The 18,600-nt window shown below is 68.1% G+C and carries 15 protein-coding genes; 4 read left to right on the top strand and 11 right to left on the bottom strand.

What is annotated here, in order from left to right; translation table 11 throughout:
* Positions 1-2 precede the first annotated feature (2 nt).
* Entirely contained in the window at positions 3-632 is a 630-nt protein-coding gene (locus tag BLV94_RS40370; RefSeq protein ID WP_072947108.1) for a DsbA family oxidoreductase, read from the bottom strand.
* A 127-nt stretch (positions 633-759) separates the two neighbouring features.
* Here BLV94_RS40370 and BLV94_RS40365 point away from each other — a divergent pair, with 127 nt between their 5' ends.
* Together BLV94_RS40365 and pepN are read left to right on the top strand one after the other, a co-directional pair.
* Positions 760-1,995: an NAD(P)/FAD-dependent oxidoreductase gene (locus BLV94_RS40365; protein WP_072947074.1), complete on the top strand. Its 1,236-nt coding sequence runs from the start codon at positions 760-762 to the stop codon at positions 1,993-1,995.
* Between the two features lie 72 nt (positions 1,996-2,067).
* Positions 2,068-4,695: an aminopeptidase N gene (pepN, locus tag BLV94_RS40360; RefSeq protein ID WP_072947073.1), complete on the top strand. Its 2,628-nt coding sequence runs from the start codon at positions 2,068-2,070 to the stop codon at positions 4,693-4,695.
* 21 nt (positions 4,696-4,716) lie between these two features.
* On the opposite strand, the gene dinB is transcribed toward pepN, so the two are convergent.
* The 4 genes from dinB to BLV94_RS40340 all read right to left on the bottom strand — a co-directional run bounded on the left by dinB (position 4,717) and on the right by BLV94_RS40340 (position 7,543).
* Positions 4,717-5,943, bottom strand: coding sequence for a DNA polymerase IV (gene dinB / locus BLV94_RS40355; RefSeq protein WP_072947072.1), 1,227 nt, complete (start codon positions 5,941-5,943; stop codon positions 4,717-4,719).
* 129 nt (positions 5,944-6,072) lie between these two features.
* Complete coding sequence (locus BLV94_RS40350; RefSeq protein ID WP_072947071.1) at positions 6,073-6,549, bottom strand: DUF5130 domain-containing protein; 477 nt, start codon at positions 6,547-6,549, stop codon at positions 6,073-6,075.
* Positions 6,536-6,796 (bottom strand): aa3-type cytochrome oxidase subunit CtaJ, encoded by a 261-nt coding sequence (gene ctaJ, locus BLV94_RS40345; RefSeq protein ID WP_012688329.1) that lies wholly within the window; start codon positions 6,794-6,796, stop codon positions 6,536-6,538. Before ctaJ ends, BLV94_RS40350 begins: the two co-directional genes overlap by 14 nt.
* 75 nt (positions 6,797-6,871) lie before the next feature.
* Positions 6,872-7,543, bottom strand: a complete 672-nt coding sequence (locus BLV94_RS40340; RefSeq protein WP_167372212.1) for an HNH endonuclease — start codon at positions 7,541-7,543, stop codon at positions 6,872-6,874.
* Positions 7,544-7,683: 140 nt separating this feature from the next.
* Between BLV94_RS40340 and BLV94_RS40335 the strand changes: the two genes are divergently transcribed.
* Both BLV94_RS40335 and BLV94_RS40330 read left to right on the top strand, forming a co-directional pair.
* On the top strand, positions 7,684-8,079 hold the full coding sequence (locus BLV94_RS40335; protein ID WP_043824253.1) for a globin: 396 nt from the start codon (positions 7,684-7,686) through the stop codon (positions 8,077-8,079).
* Between the two features lie 67 nt (positions 8,080-8,146).
* Positions 8,147-9,742, top strand: coding sequence for a glycoside hydrolase family 13 protein (locus BLV94_RS40330; protein ID WP_072947069.1), 1,596 nt, complete (start codon positions 8,147-8,149; stop codon positions 9,740-9,742).
* 33 nt (positions 9,743-9,775) lie between these two features.
* On the opposite strand, the gene BLV94_RS40325 is transcribed toward BLV94_RS40330, so the two are convergent.
* From BLV94_RS40325 to BLV94_RS40300, 6 genes are all read right to left on the bottom strand, one after another.
* Entirely contained in the window at positions 9,776-10,462 is a 687-nt protein-coding gene (locus BLV94_RS40325; protein WP_072947068.1) for a DUF8010 domain-containing protein, read from the bottom strand.
* Positions 10,455-10,880 (bottom strand): acyl-CoA thioesterase, encoded by a 426-nt coding sequence (locus tag BLV94_RS40320; protein WP_012688334.1) that lies wholly within the window; start codon positions 10,878-10,880, stop codon positions 10,455-10,457. Before BLV94_RS40320 ends, BLV94_RS40325 begins: the two co-directional genes overlap by 8 nt.
* On the bottom strand, positions 10,877-15,778 hold the full coding sequence (locus tag BLV94_RS40315) for an NAD-glutamate dehydrogenase (protein WP_072947067.1): 4,902 nt from the start codon (positions 15,776-15,778) through the stop codon (positions 10,877-10,879). Before BLV94_RS40315 ends, BLV94_RS40320 begins: the two co-directional genes overlap by 4 nt.
* 108 nt (positions 15,779-15,886) lie before the next feature.
* Positions 15,887-16,309, bottom strand: coding sequence for an acyl-CoA thioesterase (locus BLV94_RS40310; protein WP_072947066.1), 423 nt, complete (start codon positions 16,307-16,309; stop codon positions 15,887-15,889).
* 4 nt (positions 16,310-16,313) lie between these two features.
* On the bottom strand, positions 16,314-17,993 hold the full coding sequence (gene ettA, locus BLV94_RS40305) for an energy-dependent translational throttle protein EttA (protein WP_072947065.1): 1,680 nt from the start codon (positions 17,991-17,993) through the stop codon (positions 16,314-16,316).
* 133 nt (positions 17,994-18,126) lie between these two features.
* On the bottom strand, positions 18,127-18,555 hold the full coding sequence (locus BLV94_RS40300) for a single-stranded DNA-binding protein (protein ID WP_072947064.1): 429 nt from the start codon (positions 18,553-18,555) through the stop codon (positions 18,127-18,129).
* Between the last annotated feature and the right edge of the window lie 45 nt (positions 18,556-18,600).

The following is an 18,600-nucleotide window of genomic DNA, read 5'->3' as shown; positions in this document are numbered from 1 at the left end:
ACTCAGTCGAACTGAGGGTCCTCGTTGCGGGTGCGCTTGAGCTCGAAGAAGTGCGGGTAGCCGGCGAGCGCCACCGCGCCGTCCCACACCTTGCCCGCGTCCTCCCCCCGCGGAATCCGCGACAGCACCGGGCCGAAGAAGGCGACACCGTTGACGTGGATGGTCGGGGTTCCGACGTCCGGTCCGACGGCGTCCATGCCCGCGGCGTGGCTCTCCCGCAGCGCGGCGTCGTACTCGTCGGATTCGGCGGCGTCGGCCAGTTCGGCCGGCAGCCCCACGTCGGCGAGCGACTTGACGATCACGTCGCCCAGGTCCTTGTTGCCCTCGTTGTGGATGAGCGTGCCCATCGCGGTGTACAGGGGCAGCAGGATCTCGTCGCCGTGCTTCTGTGCTGCCGCGATCAGCACCCGCACCGGCCCCCAGGCCTTGGTCATCAGCTCGCGGTATTCGTCCGGCAGATCCCGGCCCTCGTTGAGCACGGCCAGGCTCATCACGTGGAAGTTCGCCTCCAGGTCCCGCACCTGTGTGGCCTCGAGGATCCATCGCGACGTGATCCAGCACCACGGGCAGAGGGGGTCGAACCAGAAATCAGCGACGTCCTTGATGGTCCCGGTGTTCGTCCCAGCACTCACGTGATGCTCCTTCTCGGTGATGTACACATTCCCGTCCAGTCAACACCTCGCTGCCGGGAATCCTTCCCGGAGACCCCGCCGACGGCAGTAGGGTCGGAAGTGGTCGACCGGAAGGGAGCATCCTCACATGTCCTCCACTCGCACGTTCGTCGTCGTCGGCGGTGGCCTCGCCGGAGCGAAAACGGCAGAAGCTTTGCGTGACAAGGATTTCGACGGATCGATCATTCTTCTCTCAGAGGAGGAACACCTCCCCTACGAGCGGCCCCCGCTCTCGAAGGAACACTTCGCCGGAAAGAAGGCTCTCGGCGACTTCACCGTCCACCACGGCGACTGGTACCGCGACCATCACGTGGACCTGCGGTACGGCACCACCGCCACCGCCCTCGACCTCGGCGCCCACACGGTGACGCTGCCGGACGGTTCCACGCTCGGGTACGACAAGCTCGCGCTGGCCACGGGTTCGCGCTCACGCCGCCCACCGATCACCGGTTCCGACGCCGAAGGCGTCCACTACCTGCGCACTGTCGACGAATCGGACCGGTTGATCGCCGCGGTCGGCGACGGCAGGCGGCTCGTGGTGATCGGCGCCGGCTGGATCGGTCTCGAAGTGGGAGCCTCCGCCCGGGAGAAGGGCGCCGACGTGACGGTCGTGGAAGCCGCCGAACTCCCGCTCCTCGGCTCGCTCGGCCCCGAGATGGGCACCGTGTTCGCGGAACTGCACCGCGAGCACGGTGTTCAGCTGCATCTCGGCGCCACGGTCGATCAGATCGTCGTCGAGGACGGCAAGGCCACCGGCGTACGACTCGGCGACGGGACGGTCCTGCCCGCCGACGCGGTCCTCGTCGCCGTCGGCGCCGCGCCCAACGTCGAGATCGCGGAACGGGCCGGGCTCGACGTCGACGGCGGAGTTCTCGTCGACGCCGGATTGCAGACCAGTGACCCCGACGTCGTCGCGGTCGGCGACATCGCGGCGCAACTGCATCCGCAACTCGGCACCCGGATCCGGGTCGAGCACTGGGCGAACGCCCTCAACCAGCCGGCGGTCGCCGCCGCGACCATGCTCGGCCAGGAGGCCGAATACACCCGGCTGCCCTACTTCTTCACCGACCAGTTCGACCTGGGCATGGAGTACACCGGGTACGCGCCGTCCGACGGGTACGAGCGGGTCGTGGTGCGCGGCAACCTTCCCGGACGGGAGTTCCTCGCGTTCTGGCTCGACGCGGACAACCACGTCCTCGCCGGCATGAACGTCAACATCTGGGACGCCACCGATCAGATCAAGCAACTGGTGTCCTCGGCCGCCCCGGTCGATCCCGACCGGCTGGCCGACCCCGCGGTGCCGTTGACCGACCTGTCCGGTTAACGCCCCGGGCCCACTCGTGATGGGATGGCAGCATCGAGTACGAGCACCGCCGCCGATCACGAGGAGACCTCTGTGGCCCCACCGAACCTGACCCGCGAACAGGCAGCCGAACGAGCCGGACTGCTGACCGTCGACAACTACCTGATCGAACTCGACCTCACCGACGGGACAGGTCAGCCCGGAGTCGGGACGACAATTCAGCCCGGAGTCGAGACGACAATTCAGCCCGGAGTGGAGACGTTCTCCTCGCGGACCACCGTCACGTTCGGGGCCACCCCCGGCGCGTCCACGTTCGTCGACATCGTCGCTGCGCGTGTGCATTCGGCAACGCTGAACGGCTCCCCCGTCGACGTGTCGGATTACGACGAGTCCACCGGCATCACGCTCACCGGTCTCGCGGAACGCAACGAACTGGTGGTCGAGGCGGACTGCGCGTACTCGCACACCGGCGAAGGTCTGCACCGCTTCGTGGACCCGACCGACGACGCCGTCTACCTGTACTCGCAGTTCGAGACGGCCGACGCCAAGCGCATGTTCGCCTGCTTCGACCAGCCCGACCTGAAGGCGACATTCGACGTGCACGTCACGTCCCCCGCCGACTGGAAGGTGATCTCCAACTCCGCGACCGTCGAGACGGTGGCGGCCGAACCCGGCAGGCACATCTTCCGCACCACACCGAAGATGAGCACCTACCTCGTCGCGCTGATCGCGGGCCCGTACGCGGAGTGGACCGACAACTACTCCGACGAGCACGGCGACATCCCCCTCGCGATCTACTGCCGCGCCTCCCTCGGGCAGCACATGGACGCCGAGCGCCTGTTCACGGAAACCAAGCAGGGCTTCGACTTCTACCACCGCAACTTCGGCACCCCCTACGCGTTCGGGAAGTACGACCAGCTGTTCGTCCCCGAATTCAACGCGGGCGCAATGGAGAACGCCGGCGCCGTGACGTTCCTCGAGGACTACGTCTTCCGGTCCAAGGTGACGCGGGCGTCGTACGAGCGGCGCGCCGAGACCGTGCTGCACGAGATGGCGCACATGTGGTTCGGCGACCTCGTCACCATGCGCTGGTGGGACGACCTGTGGCTCAACGAGTCGTTCGCGACATTCGCCTCCGTGCTGTGCCAGAGCGAGGCCACCGAATACACCAACGCCTGGACCACGTTCGCCAACGTCGAGAAGTCCTGGGCGTACCGGCAGGATCAGCTGCCGTCCACCCACCCCATCGCCGCCGACATCCCGGACCTCGCCGCGGTCGAGGTGAACTTCGACGGCATCACGTACGCGAAGGGCGCCTCCGTCCTCAAGCAGCTCGTCGCGTACGTCGGGCTCGACCCCTTCCTGTCCGGTCTGCGGGACTACTTCCGCGACCACGCCTTCGACAACGCCACGTTCGACGACCTCCTCGGTGCACTCGAGAAGTCCTCGGGCCGCGACCTGTCCGACTGGGGCACCCAGTGGCTCAAGACGACCGGGCTCAACATCCTGCGTCCCGAGTTCGACGTCGACGCGGACGGGAAGTTCACCCGGTTCACCGTTCTGCAGTCCGGCGCCGCACCGGGTGCCGGTGAGCACCGGGTGCACCGCATCGCGGTCGGCGTGTACGACGACCGGGACGGCAAGCTCGTCCGCACGAAGCGGGTGGAACTCGACGTCGACGCCACCGAACGCACCGACGTCACCGAACTCGTCGGTGTCGAACGCGGTCAGCTGATCCTCGTCAACGACGACGACCTCACGTACTGCTCGCTGCGGCTCGACCCCGACTCGCTGGCCGCCGCCATCGAGCGGATCGGCGACATCGAGGAGCCGCTCCCCCGCACCCTGGTGTGGTCGGCGGCGTGGGAGATGACACGGCAGGCCGAACTCAAGGCGCGGGACTTCGTTGCCCTCGTGCAGCGCGGCATCGGCGCCGAAACCGAGGTCGGCGTGGTCCAGCGACTGCTGATGCAGGCCCAGACCGCGCTGCACAGCTACGCCGAACCCGGGTGGTCCAAGGAACACGGCTGGCCCGACTTCGCGAACCGCTTGCTCGAACTGGCGCGGGAAGCCGAGGCCGGGTCGGACCATCAGCTGGCGTTCGTCAACGCGCTGGCGGGCGCGCAGCTGTCGCCGTGGCACACCGAGGTCCTGCAGGAACTGCTGGACGCCGCACCGGAAACGGTCGGGCTGCCGGGGCTCGTCGTCGACACGGATCTGCGCTGGCGTCTCGTCACCGCCCTCGCCGGGGCCGGTGAGATCGACGCCGACGGCATCGAGACGCCGTTCATCGACGCCGAAGCCGAACGCGACCCGACCGCGGCAGGGGCCCGCAACGCCGCCGCCGCGGCCACCGTCCGCCCGCAGGCCGCGGTGAAGGAACAGGCCTGGAACCGGGTAGTCGGCGACGACTCCGTGCCGAACATCACCGCCCGCTCGATCATCGGCGCGTTCGCCGGTCACGGTCAGTCCGACATCCTCGAACCGTACGTCGCCCGCTACTTCGCGGACATTCCCGCGGTGTGGGAGCGGCGTTCGAGCGAGGTCGCACAGACCGTGGTGGTGGGCCTGTACCCGTCGTGGTCGATCAGCGAGGAGTCCGTGGCGGCGGCCGACGAGTTCCTGGCCGGCGACCGTCCGCCGGCCCTGCGCCGCCTGGTGGTCGAGGGCCGCGCGGGAATCGTCCGTTCGCTCGCGGCCCGGAAGTTCGACGCGAGCTGATCGGTGGCCGATCCTGCCGGCCTAGTCCGGCAGGATCGGCACGCTCACCCCCTGATCCCGGCCCAACAGGACCGCGCGGGTTACCGCCGAGGAGCCGAACCGGTCGCGGAGGCTGTCGAGCGTGGTGTCGAGCGTGCTGCGCGTGTAGGGATCGAACGGCAGCGCCAGTTGCTGCGGGCAGTCGTCCTCGAGGTTGGCCACCGCGACGCCGACGAGGGTGATGCCCTTGCTCTCGATCATCGGCATCGCGTTGCCGAGCAGGCCCCGGGCCGTGGTGAGGATCGTTTGCGTCTGCGCCGACGGCTGCGCCAGGGTGTGCGACCGGGTGGCACGGGTGAAGTCGTCGAACCGCAGCCGCAGCACCACCGTGCGCCCCACCCGCCTGCCGCGGCGCAGCCGGCCCGTCACCCGGTCGACCAGCGTCACCAGGGCGGCGTCCACGTCCTCCCTCGACGTGGGTCTGCGCCCCAGGGCGTGCTGGGCGCCGACGGATCTCCGTCTGCGTCCCACCTGCACGGGACGGGGATCCCGCGCCCAGGCGAGCGCGTGGAGGTGGTGGCCCGCAGCCGGTCCGACGATGGACACGAGCAACTCTTCCGGATAGTGGGCCAGCCGGCCGACGGTGGCAATCCCGGCGTCGCGGAGCTTGCGCGACGTCACCGCCCCGACTCCCCACAGCCGTTCGACCGGCAGCGGGTGGAGGAATTCGATCTCGCCGTCCGGCGGCACGTGCAGCAGTCCGTCGGGCTTACCCACCGCGCTTGCGACCTTGGCGAGGAACTTCGTTCTCGCGACGCCGACGGTGATCGGCAGACCCACCTGCTCGCGCACGTCGCGGCGCAGTCGCGCCGCGATGTCGACCGGTGTGCCCGCGATCTTGCGCAGACCTGCGACGTCGAGGAACGCCTCGTCGATCGACAGACCCTCGACCAGCGGTGTCGTGTGCCCGAAGACCTCGAACACGGCCTTGCTCGCGGCCGCGTACGCCGACATCCGCGGGCGCACCACGACGGCGTGCGGACACAGGCGCAACGCCTGCGCACCGCTACTGGCCGTGCGCACCCCGTACGCCTTCGCCTCGTAGCTCGCAGCCAGCACGACACCACCGCCGACGATCACCGGACGACCCCGCAGTGCGGGGTCGTCCCGTTGCTCCACCGAGGCGTAGAACGCGTCGAGGTCGGCGTGCAGGATGGTCGCCTCGGCGCCACTCGAGATGCGCGGGCGCGGCGAATCGGACACGAACATATGTTCGCATCGACCACCGACAGAAGTCGAGGACGGTTCAGCCCCCTCGGCCGCCGACACACCGACGGCCCGTCACAGTTCAGCGGGACTGAACGGTGACGGGCCGTGCGGAAGCCGATCTGTGCGGATCTACGGCGAGGCGATCGCCGCGCTCATCACGCGAATGGCGCTGACGAGACCGTCGATGAGGTCTCCGTCGCCGAACGACGACACCGCTGCCGTCGCCCCGAGCTGGGCGACCCGGTCGGTGACCCGGTCGGCCACGGCCCGGCCGCTGCGGATCTCGACCGTCCGCTGGTTGGGCGAGACCGCGATGAGGACGGACCGTTCCGCCTCGGGAGTCGTCGGGAAGAGCGCATCGGCGCCGGCCGCGGTGTTCTCGCCGAGGTCGCCGACGTACGCGTTGAAGCGCACCTTCGTCTTGCGGGTGCCTTCGGTGAGGGCATCGTCGAGGCGGACGAGTTCGTCCGTCGTGAACGGCAGGTCGTCGGTGAAGGGCTCACCGACGCGGTGCACGCCCGAGATGCGACCGCTGGCGGTCACGACGCTGCCGACGGGCAGATTGTCCGCGGATACGGTCGCGGGGATCAGGTCACCACTTGCCACTTGCCGAGCCTCCAATCAGGTCTTCCGAACCGGCGTGCGCGCCGTGGTGCCCGCCGTGATGACCGTGCGTGGTCACCTCGTCGACGGCGCTCCACAGCACCGGCGCATGCGTCCATTCCTCGCCGAGGTGGAACGCGGGCGGCACGGGGCCCGGCGTCTTCTTGCCGACGAACGACATCGCCGCGAAGAAGGCGGTGATCAACGCCGGAATTCCTACGAATATCAGCACTGTCTCGAGAATGCTCACAACGCAAACGGTAGCCCAGAACCGTGCGAAGGGAAGCGTCAGGGCCGAACTTCGCGGAGCGGTCGCGCGGAACGCTCAGGCGGCGCCTTCACCGAGGTAGGGCATCCACGACGGGTGCAGGTCCTTCGTCGACGCCAGCAGTCGCCAATGCGGGCCCGACGGCGGTACCAGAGAGGCCCGGAGCGTCCAGCCGAGTTCGCTCAGCAACTTGTCCGCCTTGCGATGGTTGCAGGGCGCGCAGCAGGCCACGCAGTTCTCCCACGAATGCTCGCCGCCACGACTGCGGGGAACCACGTGATCGACCGTCTCGGCCTTGGACCCGCAGTAGGCGCAGCGGAACCGGTCGCGGTGCATGAGGGCCGCGCGGGTCATCGGAACGCGCGCGCGATACGGGACGCGGACGTAGTTCCGGAGGCGGATCACGGACGGCACCTGAACGGACCACTGCTCGGAGTGGACTACCGGGGCCTGGGGATCCTCGTGGACGGTGTCGGCCTTACCGCAGGTCATCAACACCACGGCACGGCGGGCAGGAAGGGCGGTGAGCGGCTCGTAGGTGACGTTCAGGAGAAGCACCCGGCGCTTGATCCAGAGCGGAACCGCATTCTCGCCCGGGAAAGAAGGCTCGGCGCTGTGCGCGGAGCCTTCGGTGATCACTTGTAAAGCAAACGCCCCTGAAACCCCGGCACTCCGGGCATCAGTGGGCACGAGTTGTCGGTGCGCGCGGGCGCTGTGTCGATTCTTCATGCGACCTCCGGGAGATTGCCACCAAGTGCACCATGAATTGCCTGCGTGCGCACGCCCATTTCCGACAAGAATGCAGGACATTCGGTGAACAGACGGTGACGAAGACGGTTCCCGCCCGCACGTGCACAATGGAAGACGCCATGACTGACGTGCAGCAGACCTTCTATGAGGCGGTGGGCGGAGCGGAGACGTTCCGCAAGCTCACCGCGCGCTTCTACGAGGAAGTCGCCAAGGACGACATCGTCCGGCCCCTCTACCCCGAGGAAGATCTGGGTCCGGCCGAGCGCCGGATGCGGATGTTCCTCGAGCAGTACTGGGGCGGACCGCACACCTATTCGGACGAGCGCGGCCACCCGCGACTGCGGATGCGTCACCACCCGTTCAAGATCGGCCCGATCGAGCGCGACGCGTGGCTGCGGTGCATGCACACGGCGATCGCGTCGATCGATTCCGGGACCCTCGACGACGCGCATCGCAAGGCTCTCCGGGAGTACATGGACATGGCCGCGGCGTCGATGGTGAACTCCGCCTTCTGAAGCCGACGCGCGCCGATTACGCCGGTCGAGTCGTGGCGGGGACGATCGTTTGGCACGATGGGCGATTGTGAGCACTCCCGCCGAAACATCCGCCGACGACACACAGCCGGCACCCTGGTGGTCCGACGCCGTCTTCTACCAGGTCTATCCCCGCTCGTTCGCCGACGCGAACGGTGACGGCGTCGGCGATCTCCAGGGAGTGCGGGACAAACTCGGCTACCTCGAACTGCTCGGCGTCGATGCCCTCTGGCTGAGCCCGGTCATGCGTTCCCCGATGGCCGATCACGGCTACGACGTGTCCGATCCCCGCGACATCGACCCGTTGTTCGGCGACCTCGAGGTCATGGACGACCTGATCGAGGCGGCGCACGCGCGCCAGATCAAGGTGACGATGGACCTGGTGCCCAATCACACCAGCGTCGAGCACGACTGGTTCCGCGCCGCCGTGGCGTCGCCGCCGGGCAGTCCGGAACGCAACCGGTACATCTTCCGCGACGGCCGCGGCGAGGACGGCGCGGAGCCGCCGAACAACTGGCCGAGCATCTTCGGCGGTCCGGCGTGGACCCGGATCACCGAGGCCGACGGCACGCCCGGCCAGTGGTACCTGCACATCTTCGCAGCGGAGCAACCCGACCTGAACTGGGACAACCCGGAGGTCGTCGAGGATCTCACGAAGACGCTCCGGTTCTGGCTCGACCGGGGTATCGACGGATTCCGCATCGACGTCGCGCACGGCATGGCGAAGCCGGAAGGTCTGCCGGATCACGACTGGTCCGCCAACGAACTGCTGCACAACTCGGACGACGACCCGCGGTTCGACAACCCCGCAGTCCACGACATCCACCGCGGCATCCGCAAGATCCTCGACGAGTACCCGGGCACGGTGGCCGTCGGGGAGATCTGGGTCCGCGACAACGAACGCTTCGGCGAGTACATCCGGCCCGACGAACTGCACCTCGGGTTCAACTTCCGGCTGGCGGAGGCCGAGTTCTCGGCGGAGACTGTCCGGGAGGCGATCGAGAACTCCCTGACCGCCGTCGACCAGGTCGGCGGAACCCCCACCTGGACCCTGTCGAACCACGACGTCGAACGGGAGGTCACCCGGTACGGCGGCGGCGAGATCGGCACCGCACGCGCCCGGGCCATGATCCTCGTCGAACTGGCGCTGCCGGGTGCGGCGTTCCTGTACAACGGCGCCGAACTCGGCCTGCCGAACGTCGTCCTGCCCGATTCGGCGTTGCAGGACCCGGTGTGGGAACGGTCCGGTCACACCGAACGGGGCCGCGACGGATGCCGGGTGCCCGTTCCGTGGGAGGGCACCGAACCGCCGTTCGGGTTCAGCAGCGGCGAGCCCTGGCTGCCGATGCCTGCCGAGTGGGCAGGCCTGACCGTCGAAGCGCAACTCGAGGACGTCACGTCGACGCTCTCGCTGTACCGGGCGGCACTCGAACTGCGCTCGTTCCGTCCGGAGTTCTCCGGTCCCGGAGTCGACTGGTACGGCAGTCCCGAGGGCTGCTTCGCCTTCCGCAGGCGCGGTGGTCTGATCTGTGCCCTGAACGCCACCGAGGCGCCGATCTCGCTGCCCCCCGGCGAGGTGCTACTCAGCAGCGCGCCGCTCGTCGAGGGACAGCTTCCGCCGAACGCGGCTGCGTGGCTCATCTGACCCGGACCCACCCAGTTGCGGTGTGCGCCCGGCCTACCGGGCCACCGACAGCGGAATCCCCCCACCGCGGTGCCGGTAGATCGACCCGAACCGGGCGTCCACCCGCAGCCACGAGGCGGTGGCCCGCACCCGGACCAGTTCCGAGGCGTCGATACGGTCGAGGTCGATGTCGGCGGTCAACCGATCCGAGCCGGCGTGCGGGACGAACCCCATCGCGGTGAGCGCGAACACCACCCGCATCGGGATGCCGACCGTCTGCCCCGCGCCCTCCACCCGCAGGACCTCCTGGTCGAGCAGTGACGCGGGCGGGCCGTGGCTGCTGCCGTGCTCCTGCGCCAGCGCCGCACCGCGCTGTGCGAGGTCGACCAGGACGCGCGCCGGAACGTCGTCGACGTGGACGAAACCCTCCGTCGGAGGCAGGGCGCCCCGCCACGCCGAATCCATCGAGAACCCCGGATCGATGTCGGCTGCGGTCGCCGATTCGAGCGCGGCGAGCAGTTGGTCACCGGCAGCCGACGTGTCGTCCGGGGTGATCGTCCCCGCGATCGTGCGCACCGCCAGCGCGTCGAAACCGGTTGCCGCCCAGGCCGTCAGACGGCCGGGTCCGCGTTGGCGGAGACGCACCACCGTCGCCTCGTCCAACCGGACCACCCGGGTGAGGAAGGTGGCGAGATCGCCGCGCTCCGTCGCGTCCGGGATCGACAGGACGCGCTCATGCACGCTGCCAGCTCTCCAGGTAACCGCGCTCGACGTCCGTGATCCTGCGGAGCCGCTGAGTGTCGATGTCGAACGCCGCGATCTGCGTCGACGCGATGATGGACGGCGCGACCGAGACGTCGACGCCCTTCGGGCGGACCTCGTAGTTGATCGTGAAATCGACGGCGCGAACCTTCTCGACCCACATCAGCACGTCCAGCGGTGAATCGCTGTGCCGGAGCTGCCCGCGGTAGCGCACGTGCAGGTCGGCGATGACCGCGCCGTCACGCAACGTGACCGTGGGCCGGTCGTCCTCGAACAGCCAGGGAATCCGCGCCTCCTCCAGCAGCGTCACCATCCGAGCGTGGTTGATGTGCTGGAAGACGTCCATGTCCGACCATCGAACTTCGACCTCCGCGTGAAAGCCCTCGCTCAACGTCATACCTCCGATCGGGTGCCCATACCGCGCACCATGCTGCGTACCTGACGCGCCGCCACCGAGAGCGTCGCGAGGTCAAGGGTCCCAGACTCGAAAATCTCGGTGAGAGCGGACCTCGCCCTGGCCAGCCGGGACGCGTTCGTCGACTCCCAGTCGTCGATCTTCTCCTGCGGGGTCTCGTGAGGTTCGCCACCGAGGAGCACTTCCATCGTGAGCTGGCGCAGCGAACTGTAGAGGTCGTCGCGCAACGCGAGACGGGCCAGCGAATGCCAGCGGTCACCGCGCGCGAGGGTGGACACCGCGCTGAGCAGCCAGTCGATGCCGAGGTGCGCGTCGAGTTCGTAGTACAGCTCGGCAACCTCGTCGATATCGCGCTCGGCGATGTCGGCGATGTCGATGATGTCGAGCAGACAGAACTTGTCCAGAAGCCGGAACACCTCGAAGGCCAGGTCTTCGGGCGCTCCGCGGACGACCAGCGGCCGCGCCCGCAGCTCCACGTCGGTGAGCTGATGCCCCCGCACCAGCTGCGGGACCTTCGGCGAGAGGGCCCGGAAGTCGGCCGAGTAGCGGGCGATCTCGGCGCCCACCGCGAGAGGCTGGGGCCGATTGGTCAGTAACCAGCGCGACGCCCGGTCGAGAACCCGGCCCGACTCGAGGATCAGGTCGTCCTCGATGTCCGCGGCGATGTTCGCCGACCGGATCCTCGACCACAGGTCGGGCAGGGCGAAGATCTCGGTGACCGCCGCATACGCGCGGATGGCGTCGGTGCTGCTCGCTCCCGCCTCGTCCGCCAGTCGGTACGCGAAGGTGATGCCGCCGTTGTCGATGGTCTCGTTCGCGAGCATCGTGGCCACGATCTGCCTGCGCAGGGGATGCGCCTTGATCGCCGTCCGGAACCGCTTGCGCAGCACCGTCGGGAAGTACCGCGGCAGGCGCGGCGCGAACGTCTCGCTGTCGGGCAGGTCCGTCGCGAGGAGGTCGTCCTTGAGCGCCAGCTTCACGTGCGCGGTGAGGGTCGCGAGTTCCGGGGACGTCAGCCCCTGCCCGGCCTGCCTGCGACGGGCGATCTCCTCCTCGGTGGGCAGGGCCTCGAGTTTCCGGTCGAGGCCGCGGCGGGACGCGAGGTGCTCGATCTGGCGGCGGTGCACGCTCAGCATCGGGACCGCGCTCGTCCGGGAGACACCGAGGAGGTTGTTCTGGGCGATGTTGTTCGCGAGAACAAGGTGGGCCACCTCGTCGGTCATCGACGCCAGCAGCGGATTGCGGTCCTCCCGCGGCAGACCGCCGCTGCTCACCAGCGAGTCCAGCAGGATCTTGATGTTCACCTCGTGATCGGAGCAGTCCACGCCCGCGGAGTTGTCGATCGCGTCGGTGTTGATCCGGCCGCCGTTCTGGCTGTACTCGATGCGGCCGAGCGCCGTCACCCCCAGGTTGCCGCCCTCACCGACCACCCTGGCCCGCACCTCGTTGCCGTCGACGCGCACCGAGTCGTTGCTCTTGTCGCCCACCATCGCGTTGGTCTCGGTGGACGCCTTGACGTACGTGCCGATGCCGCCGTTCCACAGCAGATCCACCGGGGCACACAGGATCGCCCGGACCAGTTCCGGTGGGGAGAGTTCGGTGACGGTGTCGTCGAGTCCGAGGGCGGCGCGCGCGGCGGCGCTGATCGGGACCGATTTGCGGGTCCGGTCCCACACTCCCCCGCCCTCGCTGATGAGGCTGGTGTCGTAGTCGGCCCACGACGACCGGGGCAGCGCGAACATCCGGGACCGTTCCTCGAACGACGTCGCGGCGTCGGGATCGGGGTCGAGGAAGACGTGCCGGTGGTCGAACGCCGCCACCAGCCGGATGTGCCTGCTCAAGAGCATGCCGTTCCCGAACACGTCGCCGCTCATGTCGCCGACACCGACCGTCGTGAAGTCCTCCGTCTGGGTGTCGACCCCCATCTCCCGGAAGTGCCGTTTCACGCTCTCCCAGGCGCCGCGGGCGGTGATGCCCATCCCCTTGTGGTCGTAGCCGGCAGACCCACCGGACGCGAACGCGTCGCCGAGCCAGAAGTTGTACTGCTCGGCAACCGAATTGGCGAGGTCGGAGAATTTCGCGGTGCCCTTGTCCGCGGCCACGACGAGGTACCGGTCGTCGCCGTCCCGCCGCACCACCCGGGTAGGAGGCACGATCTCGCCCGACACCTGATCGACGTTGTCGGTGAGATCCAGGAGCCCGGAGATGAACGTGCGGTAGCAGTCCTGGCCCGCCTCGAGCGCGGCGGCGCGGTCGGCCGCCGCGTCCCCCGACGGCGTCGGGGGATTCTTGACGACGAAGCCGCCCTTCGCCCCGACCGGGACGATCACCGCGTTCTTCACGGCCTGCGCCTTCGCCAATCCCAGGATCTCGGTGCGGAAGTCCTCACGCCGGTCGGACCAGCGCAATCCGCCACGGGCGACGGACCCGAACCGCAGGTGCACACCCTCGACGTCGGGTGAGTACACGAAGATCTCGTACTTCGGCCGGGGCTTCGGCAGTTCCTGGATCGAGGTCGGATCGAGCTTGATCGACAGATGCGCCGGCGGCTCCCCTGTCTCGCCGGTGACGAAGTAGTTGGTGCGCAGCGTCGACTTGATCAGCCCGAACAGACCGCGCAGGATGCGGTCCGCGTCGAGGCTGACCACGGAGTCGATGTACTCCCGCAGACGGGTGTCGAGTTCGGCCACCAGGTCGGGTGAGGGCGTTTCCGGGTCGAACATCGCCTCGAACAACTCGACGAGCGTGTACGCCGACCGGGGATTGGCCAGCGCAACCCCCTCGATGTGGAACTGGCTGTAGGGAAAACCCGCCTGGCGCAGATACTTTGCGTACGCACGCAGGATCACGGCCTGCCGCCACGACACTCCCGCCCGCAGGATCAGTTCGTTGAACCGGTCGGCCTCCGCCCGCCCGAACCAGACCGCGGTGAACGCGTCCGTGAACCGTTCCTGAAGCTTCGGTTCGGCCGCGGATGCCTCCTCGGCGGCGAGTTCGGCATCCAGGTCGTCCTCCACCGAGGAGCGCAGCAACTCCGCCGGCACCGACAACCCGAAATCGTAGATCCAGCACGTCAACCCGTCGGGCCGCGGAATCTGGTAGGGCCGTTCGTCCAGGACCTCCACGCCCAGGCTCTGCAGCACCGGGAGCACCTGGCTCAGCGAAATACCGTCGCCGCCCACGTACAGGGTGAACCGCCAGTGCCCGACCTCCGCCCCGCGGTCGCGGTACAGCAGCAGGTCGATGGAGCCGCCTTCGAGCGCCTCGAGCCTCGCGAGATCCGACAACGCGCGGGTGGCGTCGAAATCCTCCTTGTACCCCTCGGGCAGCACGTCCGCATACCGCTGCGCCAGAATGGGATCCACACCGGCGGTGACCGGCAGGAGGTCCCCGAGGTGGTCGTCCCAGCTGCGGCTCGCCTCGGCCAGCATCGCCTGGACCCGTTCGCGGTCGGCGTCCGACAGGTCGAGCCGCGACCCCATCTGTTCGGTGTTCTTGCGAATCGTCACGTGCAGCAACGCCAGATCGGACTCCGTGACGCGTGCAGTGTATTCCAAAGTGCCGCCGCCGAATTCCCGCAGCAGGATGTCCTGCATAGCGAGCCGGACCCGGGTGGTGTACCGATCCCGGGGCAGGTAGATCAGGCAGGAGACGAACCGTCCGAGAAAGTCCTCGCGCACGAACAGGCGCACCTGGCGCCTGAGCCCGATGCTGTGCACGGCCGTCACCGTGTCGAACAGGGTGTCCGCGTCGCTGGAGAACAGTTCGGTGCGCGGGAACGACTGGATTACCTCCAGCATCGCCTGCCCCGAATACGAGTTCAACTGGAACCCGGCCCGGTCGATCACCTTGCGCACCCGGCGGGCGATCACGGGAATGTCGAGGACGTTCTCGTGCAGGGCCGTGACGGTGAAGACGCCGAGGAAGCGGTGCTCACCGGTGATGTTGCCGTTCGCGTCGAGGATGCTCACACCGACGAAGAACGGGTAGACCGAGCGGTGCACGGTCGCGGGGAACGAGCCCTGCGTGAGCACGAGCAGCGGGCGGTCGGGGATCTCGGCGGCCGGCGGCAGACTCAGCGGGCCTTCGGTGACCGTGTCGGAGCGCAGCAGCCCGAGACCGCTGCCCGGCACCACCTGCAGGCTCCGGGTGCCGGAATCGTCCGGCTCCCCCAGTTCGAATCGCCGGTACCCGAGCGCCGCGTAATTGCCCTGCGACATCCACCGCAGCAGGTCGGCGCAGTCCTCCAGGTCGTTCTTCGACACACCTGGACAGGTTGCGGAGGCCTCCAGTTCGTCGGCCAGCGTCCGCTCGAGCTTGCGCATGATGTCGGTGTCCCGGACCACCTGGCGCACGTCGGCGAGGACGGTGCCGACCTCCTTCTCGAGCGTGTCGAGAACCGCGGAGTCGGCACGCGGATCGAGTTGGACGTGGATCCACGACTCGGACACACCGTCCTCGCCGGCATCCTTGGCCTTGTCGCCCATGAGGATTCCGCGCAGTGCGCCGATCGGATCACGCCGCACCGAGACGATCGGGTGCACGAATTCGCTGATCCCGATGCCGAGACGGTTCAGCAGCGCGGTGATCGATTCGACGAGCAGCGGCATATCGTCCGTGACGATCTGCAGCGACGCACCGAGTTCGCGCCCGTCGCCCGGCCGGTAGACCCGGGTGATCGCGCGCTCCGGAGGCCGATGCAGCGCCAGTGTCAGGTGCGCGCCGAGCACTGCGTCGGAGGCGCCGTTGACGGCGCTCTCGCTGTCACCGCGATCGACGTGCCGGAAGTACACGGCTGCGAGAGTCGGCACCTGAGACCGGAGACCTTCGGGCAGATTCCGCGCCCACTCCGCATCTTTCAGTGCTGCCGATTCCGTCATCGGGGCTCACTTCCTCTTCGTTCCGATCGCCGCGGGCAACTCTCTCGAGACTAGCCCGCGGCGATGGGAACAGAGGGTGAACTTCGGGCACCCCGCGTGCCGGATCCGTCAGCCGGTGGTCACCGGCGCGAGGTACTTCTCGAGCCCGTCGCGTTCCGCCTCGGACAGCGGACGCGACCGTTCGGTCTTCACGTCGAACGCCACCAGCAGGGCGTCGCCCGTCGCGCAGTGGACGCCGTCGCGGCTCGTAACGACGTGCCGGATCGTGTACGACGAATTGCCGACATGGAGCACCGACACGTCGATCGTCAGCGGACCGGAGGCGTCGGTGACCGGACGCAGGAATTCGACGTCCATCTTGCGCACCACCATCGCACCGGGCTGCGCGCCGGCGGCGCGCAACTCGGTGGTCAGGAACGCGATCCGCGCTTCCTGCATGTACTCCATGAAGCGGGTGTTGTTGACGTGACCCAAGCGGTCGGAGTCACCCCACCGGACCTGGATCTCGTACGTGAAGGCCTGCTGCCCCACCAGGTCAGTCCCTCGTCAGCTTGCGGTGCGTCACGCGGTGCGGACGGGCAGCATCAGGTCCGAGCCGCTCGACCTTGTTGGCCTCGTAGCCCTCGAAGTTGCCCTCGTACCAGTACCAGGCCGCCTCGTTGTCGCCGAAGCCCCCCTCCCACGCGAGGATGTGCGTGCAGGTCCGGTCGAGGAACCAGCGGTCGTGGGAGATCACGACGGCGCAGCCGGGGAACTGTTCGAGCGCGTTCTCCAGCGAACCGAGGGTTTCGACGTCGAGGTCGTTGGTCGGTTCGTCGAGCAGGATCAGGTTTCCGCCCTGCTTGAGCGTCATCGCGAGGTTCAGGCGGTTGCGCTCACCACCGGACAGGACGCCCGCCGGCTTCTGCTGATCGTGGCCCTTGAACCCGAACGAGCTGATGTAGGCGCGCGACGGCATCTCCGTCTGGCCGACCACGATGTGATCGAGACCGTCGGAGACGACCTCCCACACCGTCTTGTCGGGATCGATGCCCGTGCGGTTCTGGTCGACGTAGCTGAGCTTGACGGTCTGACCGATCTTCACCTCGCCCGCGTCCGGCTCCTCGAGCCCGACGACGGTCTTGAACAGCGTCGTCTTACCGACACCGTTGGGTCCGATCACGCCGACGATGCCGTTACGCGGCAGGGTGAACGACAGGTCCTTGATCAGGACCCGTCCGTCGAAGCCCTTGTCGAGGTTCGACACCTCCACCACGACGTCGCCGAGGCGCGGCGGCGCGGGAATCTGGATCTCGTCGAAGTCGAGCTTGCGGGTCTTCTCGGCCTCGTTGGCCATTTCCTCGTAGCGGTCGAGGCGGGCCTTGTTCTTCGCCTGTCGGGCCTTCGCTCCCGAACGGACCCAGGCCAGCTCCTCCTTGAGACGCTTCTGCAGCTTCTGGTCCTTCTTGCCCTGGACCTCGAGCCGGGCGGCCTTCTGCTCCAGGTAGGTGGAGTAGTTGCCTTCGTACGGGTACAGGCGGCCGCGGTCGACCTCACAGATCCACTGGGCGACGTGGTCGAGGAAGTACCGGTCGTGGGTGACGGCCAGGATCGCACCCGGGTAGGCGGCGAGGTGCTGCTCCAGCCACAGGACGCTCTCCGCGTCGAGGTGGTTGGTCGGCTCGTCGAGCAGCAGCAGGTCGGGCTTGCTGAGCAGCAGCTTGCAGAGGGCGACGCGGCGCTTCTCACCACCGGAGAGGTGAGTGACCATGTCCTCCGGCGGCGGACAGCGCAGAGCGTCCATCGCCTGCTCGAGCTGGGAATCGATCTCCCACGCGTCGGCATGGTCGAGCTTCTCCTGGAGCTCGCCCATCTCCTCCATCAGCTCGTCGGAGTAGTCGGTGGCCATCAGCTCGGCGATCTCGTTGTACCGCTTGAGCTGGACCATGGTTTCACCCATGCCCTCTTCGACGTTCTCGCGAACGGTCTTCGTCTCGTCCAGGTGCGGTTCCTGCATGAGGATCCCGACGGTGGCACCCGGAGCGATGAACGCTTCACCGTTGCCCGGCTGATCCAGCCCCGCCATGATCTTGAGGATGCTGGACTTACCCGCGCCGTTCGGGCCGACCACACCGATCTTGGCGCCGGGGTAGAAGCTCATCGTGACGTCATCGAGGATGACCTTGTCACCGTGCGCCTTGCGCACCTTCTTCATCGTGTAAATGAACTCAGCCATGGGGCCAGCCTAATGGTGACGCGCGATGAACCCACATCGCGGAGGGTCGGGGACGTGATCGGGGGCTTCCCGGGAAGATGCCGTGGGTATCGGCGCCGGGAACGCGAGGTCGGCGCCGATACCCGCAGGTGCGCTACGCGACGAGGGACCGGATGGCCACCTCTTCGGTCGCCGGGTTCCCCGCACCGCCGTCGGTCGTTCTCGGCGCACGCTCCAGCACGACCGTGCACCGGGCCAGATCCGGTCCGATCGCGGTGGCGCTCAACTCCAGGTCGGAGCGGGCGATGCCGTCCCGGGTGGTGTATTCGGTGGTGCGCAACTCGCCCGTCACGAGAACGGGATCGCCCTTCGTGATCGAGGCGACGACGCCGGCCATCAGCCGTCGCCTGCAGGTCACCGTGAGGTAGAGCGTGCTCCCGTCACGCCACTCCCCCGTCGCGTGGTCGCGGCGCCGGACCGTGCTCGCCATCCGGAAACTGAGGAACTCGTCACCGGCGGCGTTCGACCGGGTGACCGGGCTGGTGATGACCGTTCCGACGACGGTGCCGTGTGTTTCGTACATGACGTCTACCCCCTGTGAGTGCGGCAAGGTGCCTTCACTCACAGC

Origin of the sequence: Rhodococcus koreensis, assembly GCF_900105905.1 — a bacterium.
Taxonomy (GTDB): Bacteria; Actinomycetota; Actinomycetes; order Mycobacteriales; family Mycobacteriaceae; genus Rhodococcus_F; species Rhodococcus_F koreensis.
Note: the sequence above shows the minus strand (reverse complement) of the source record. Positions and strands in the feature narration are given on the sequence as shown.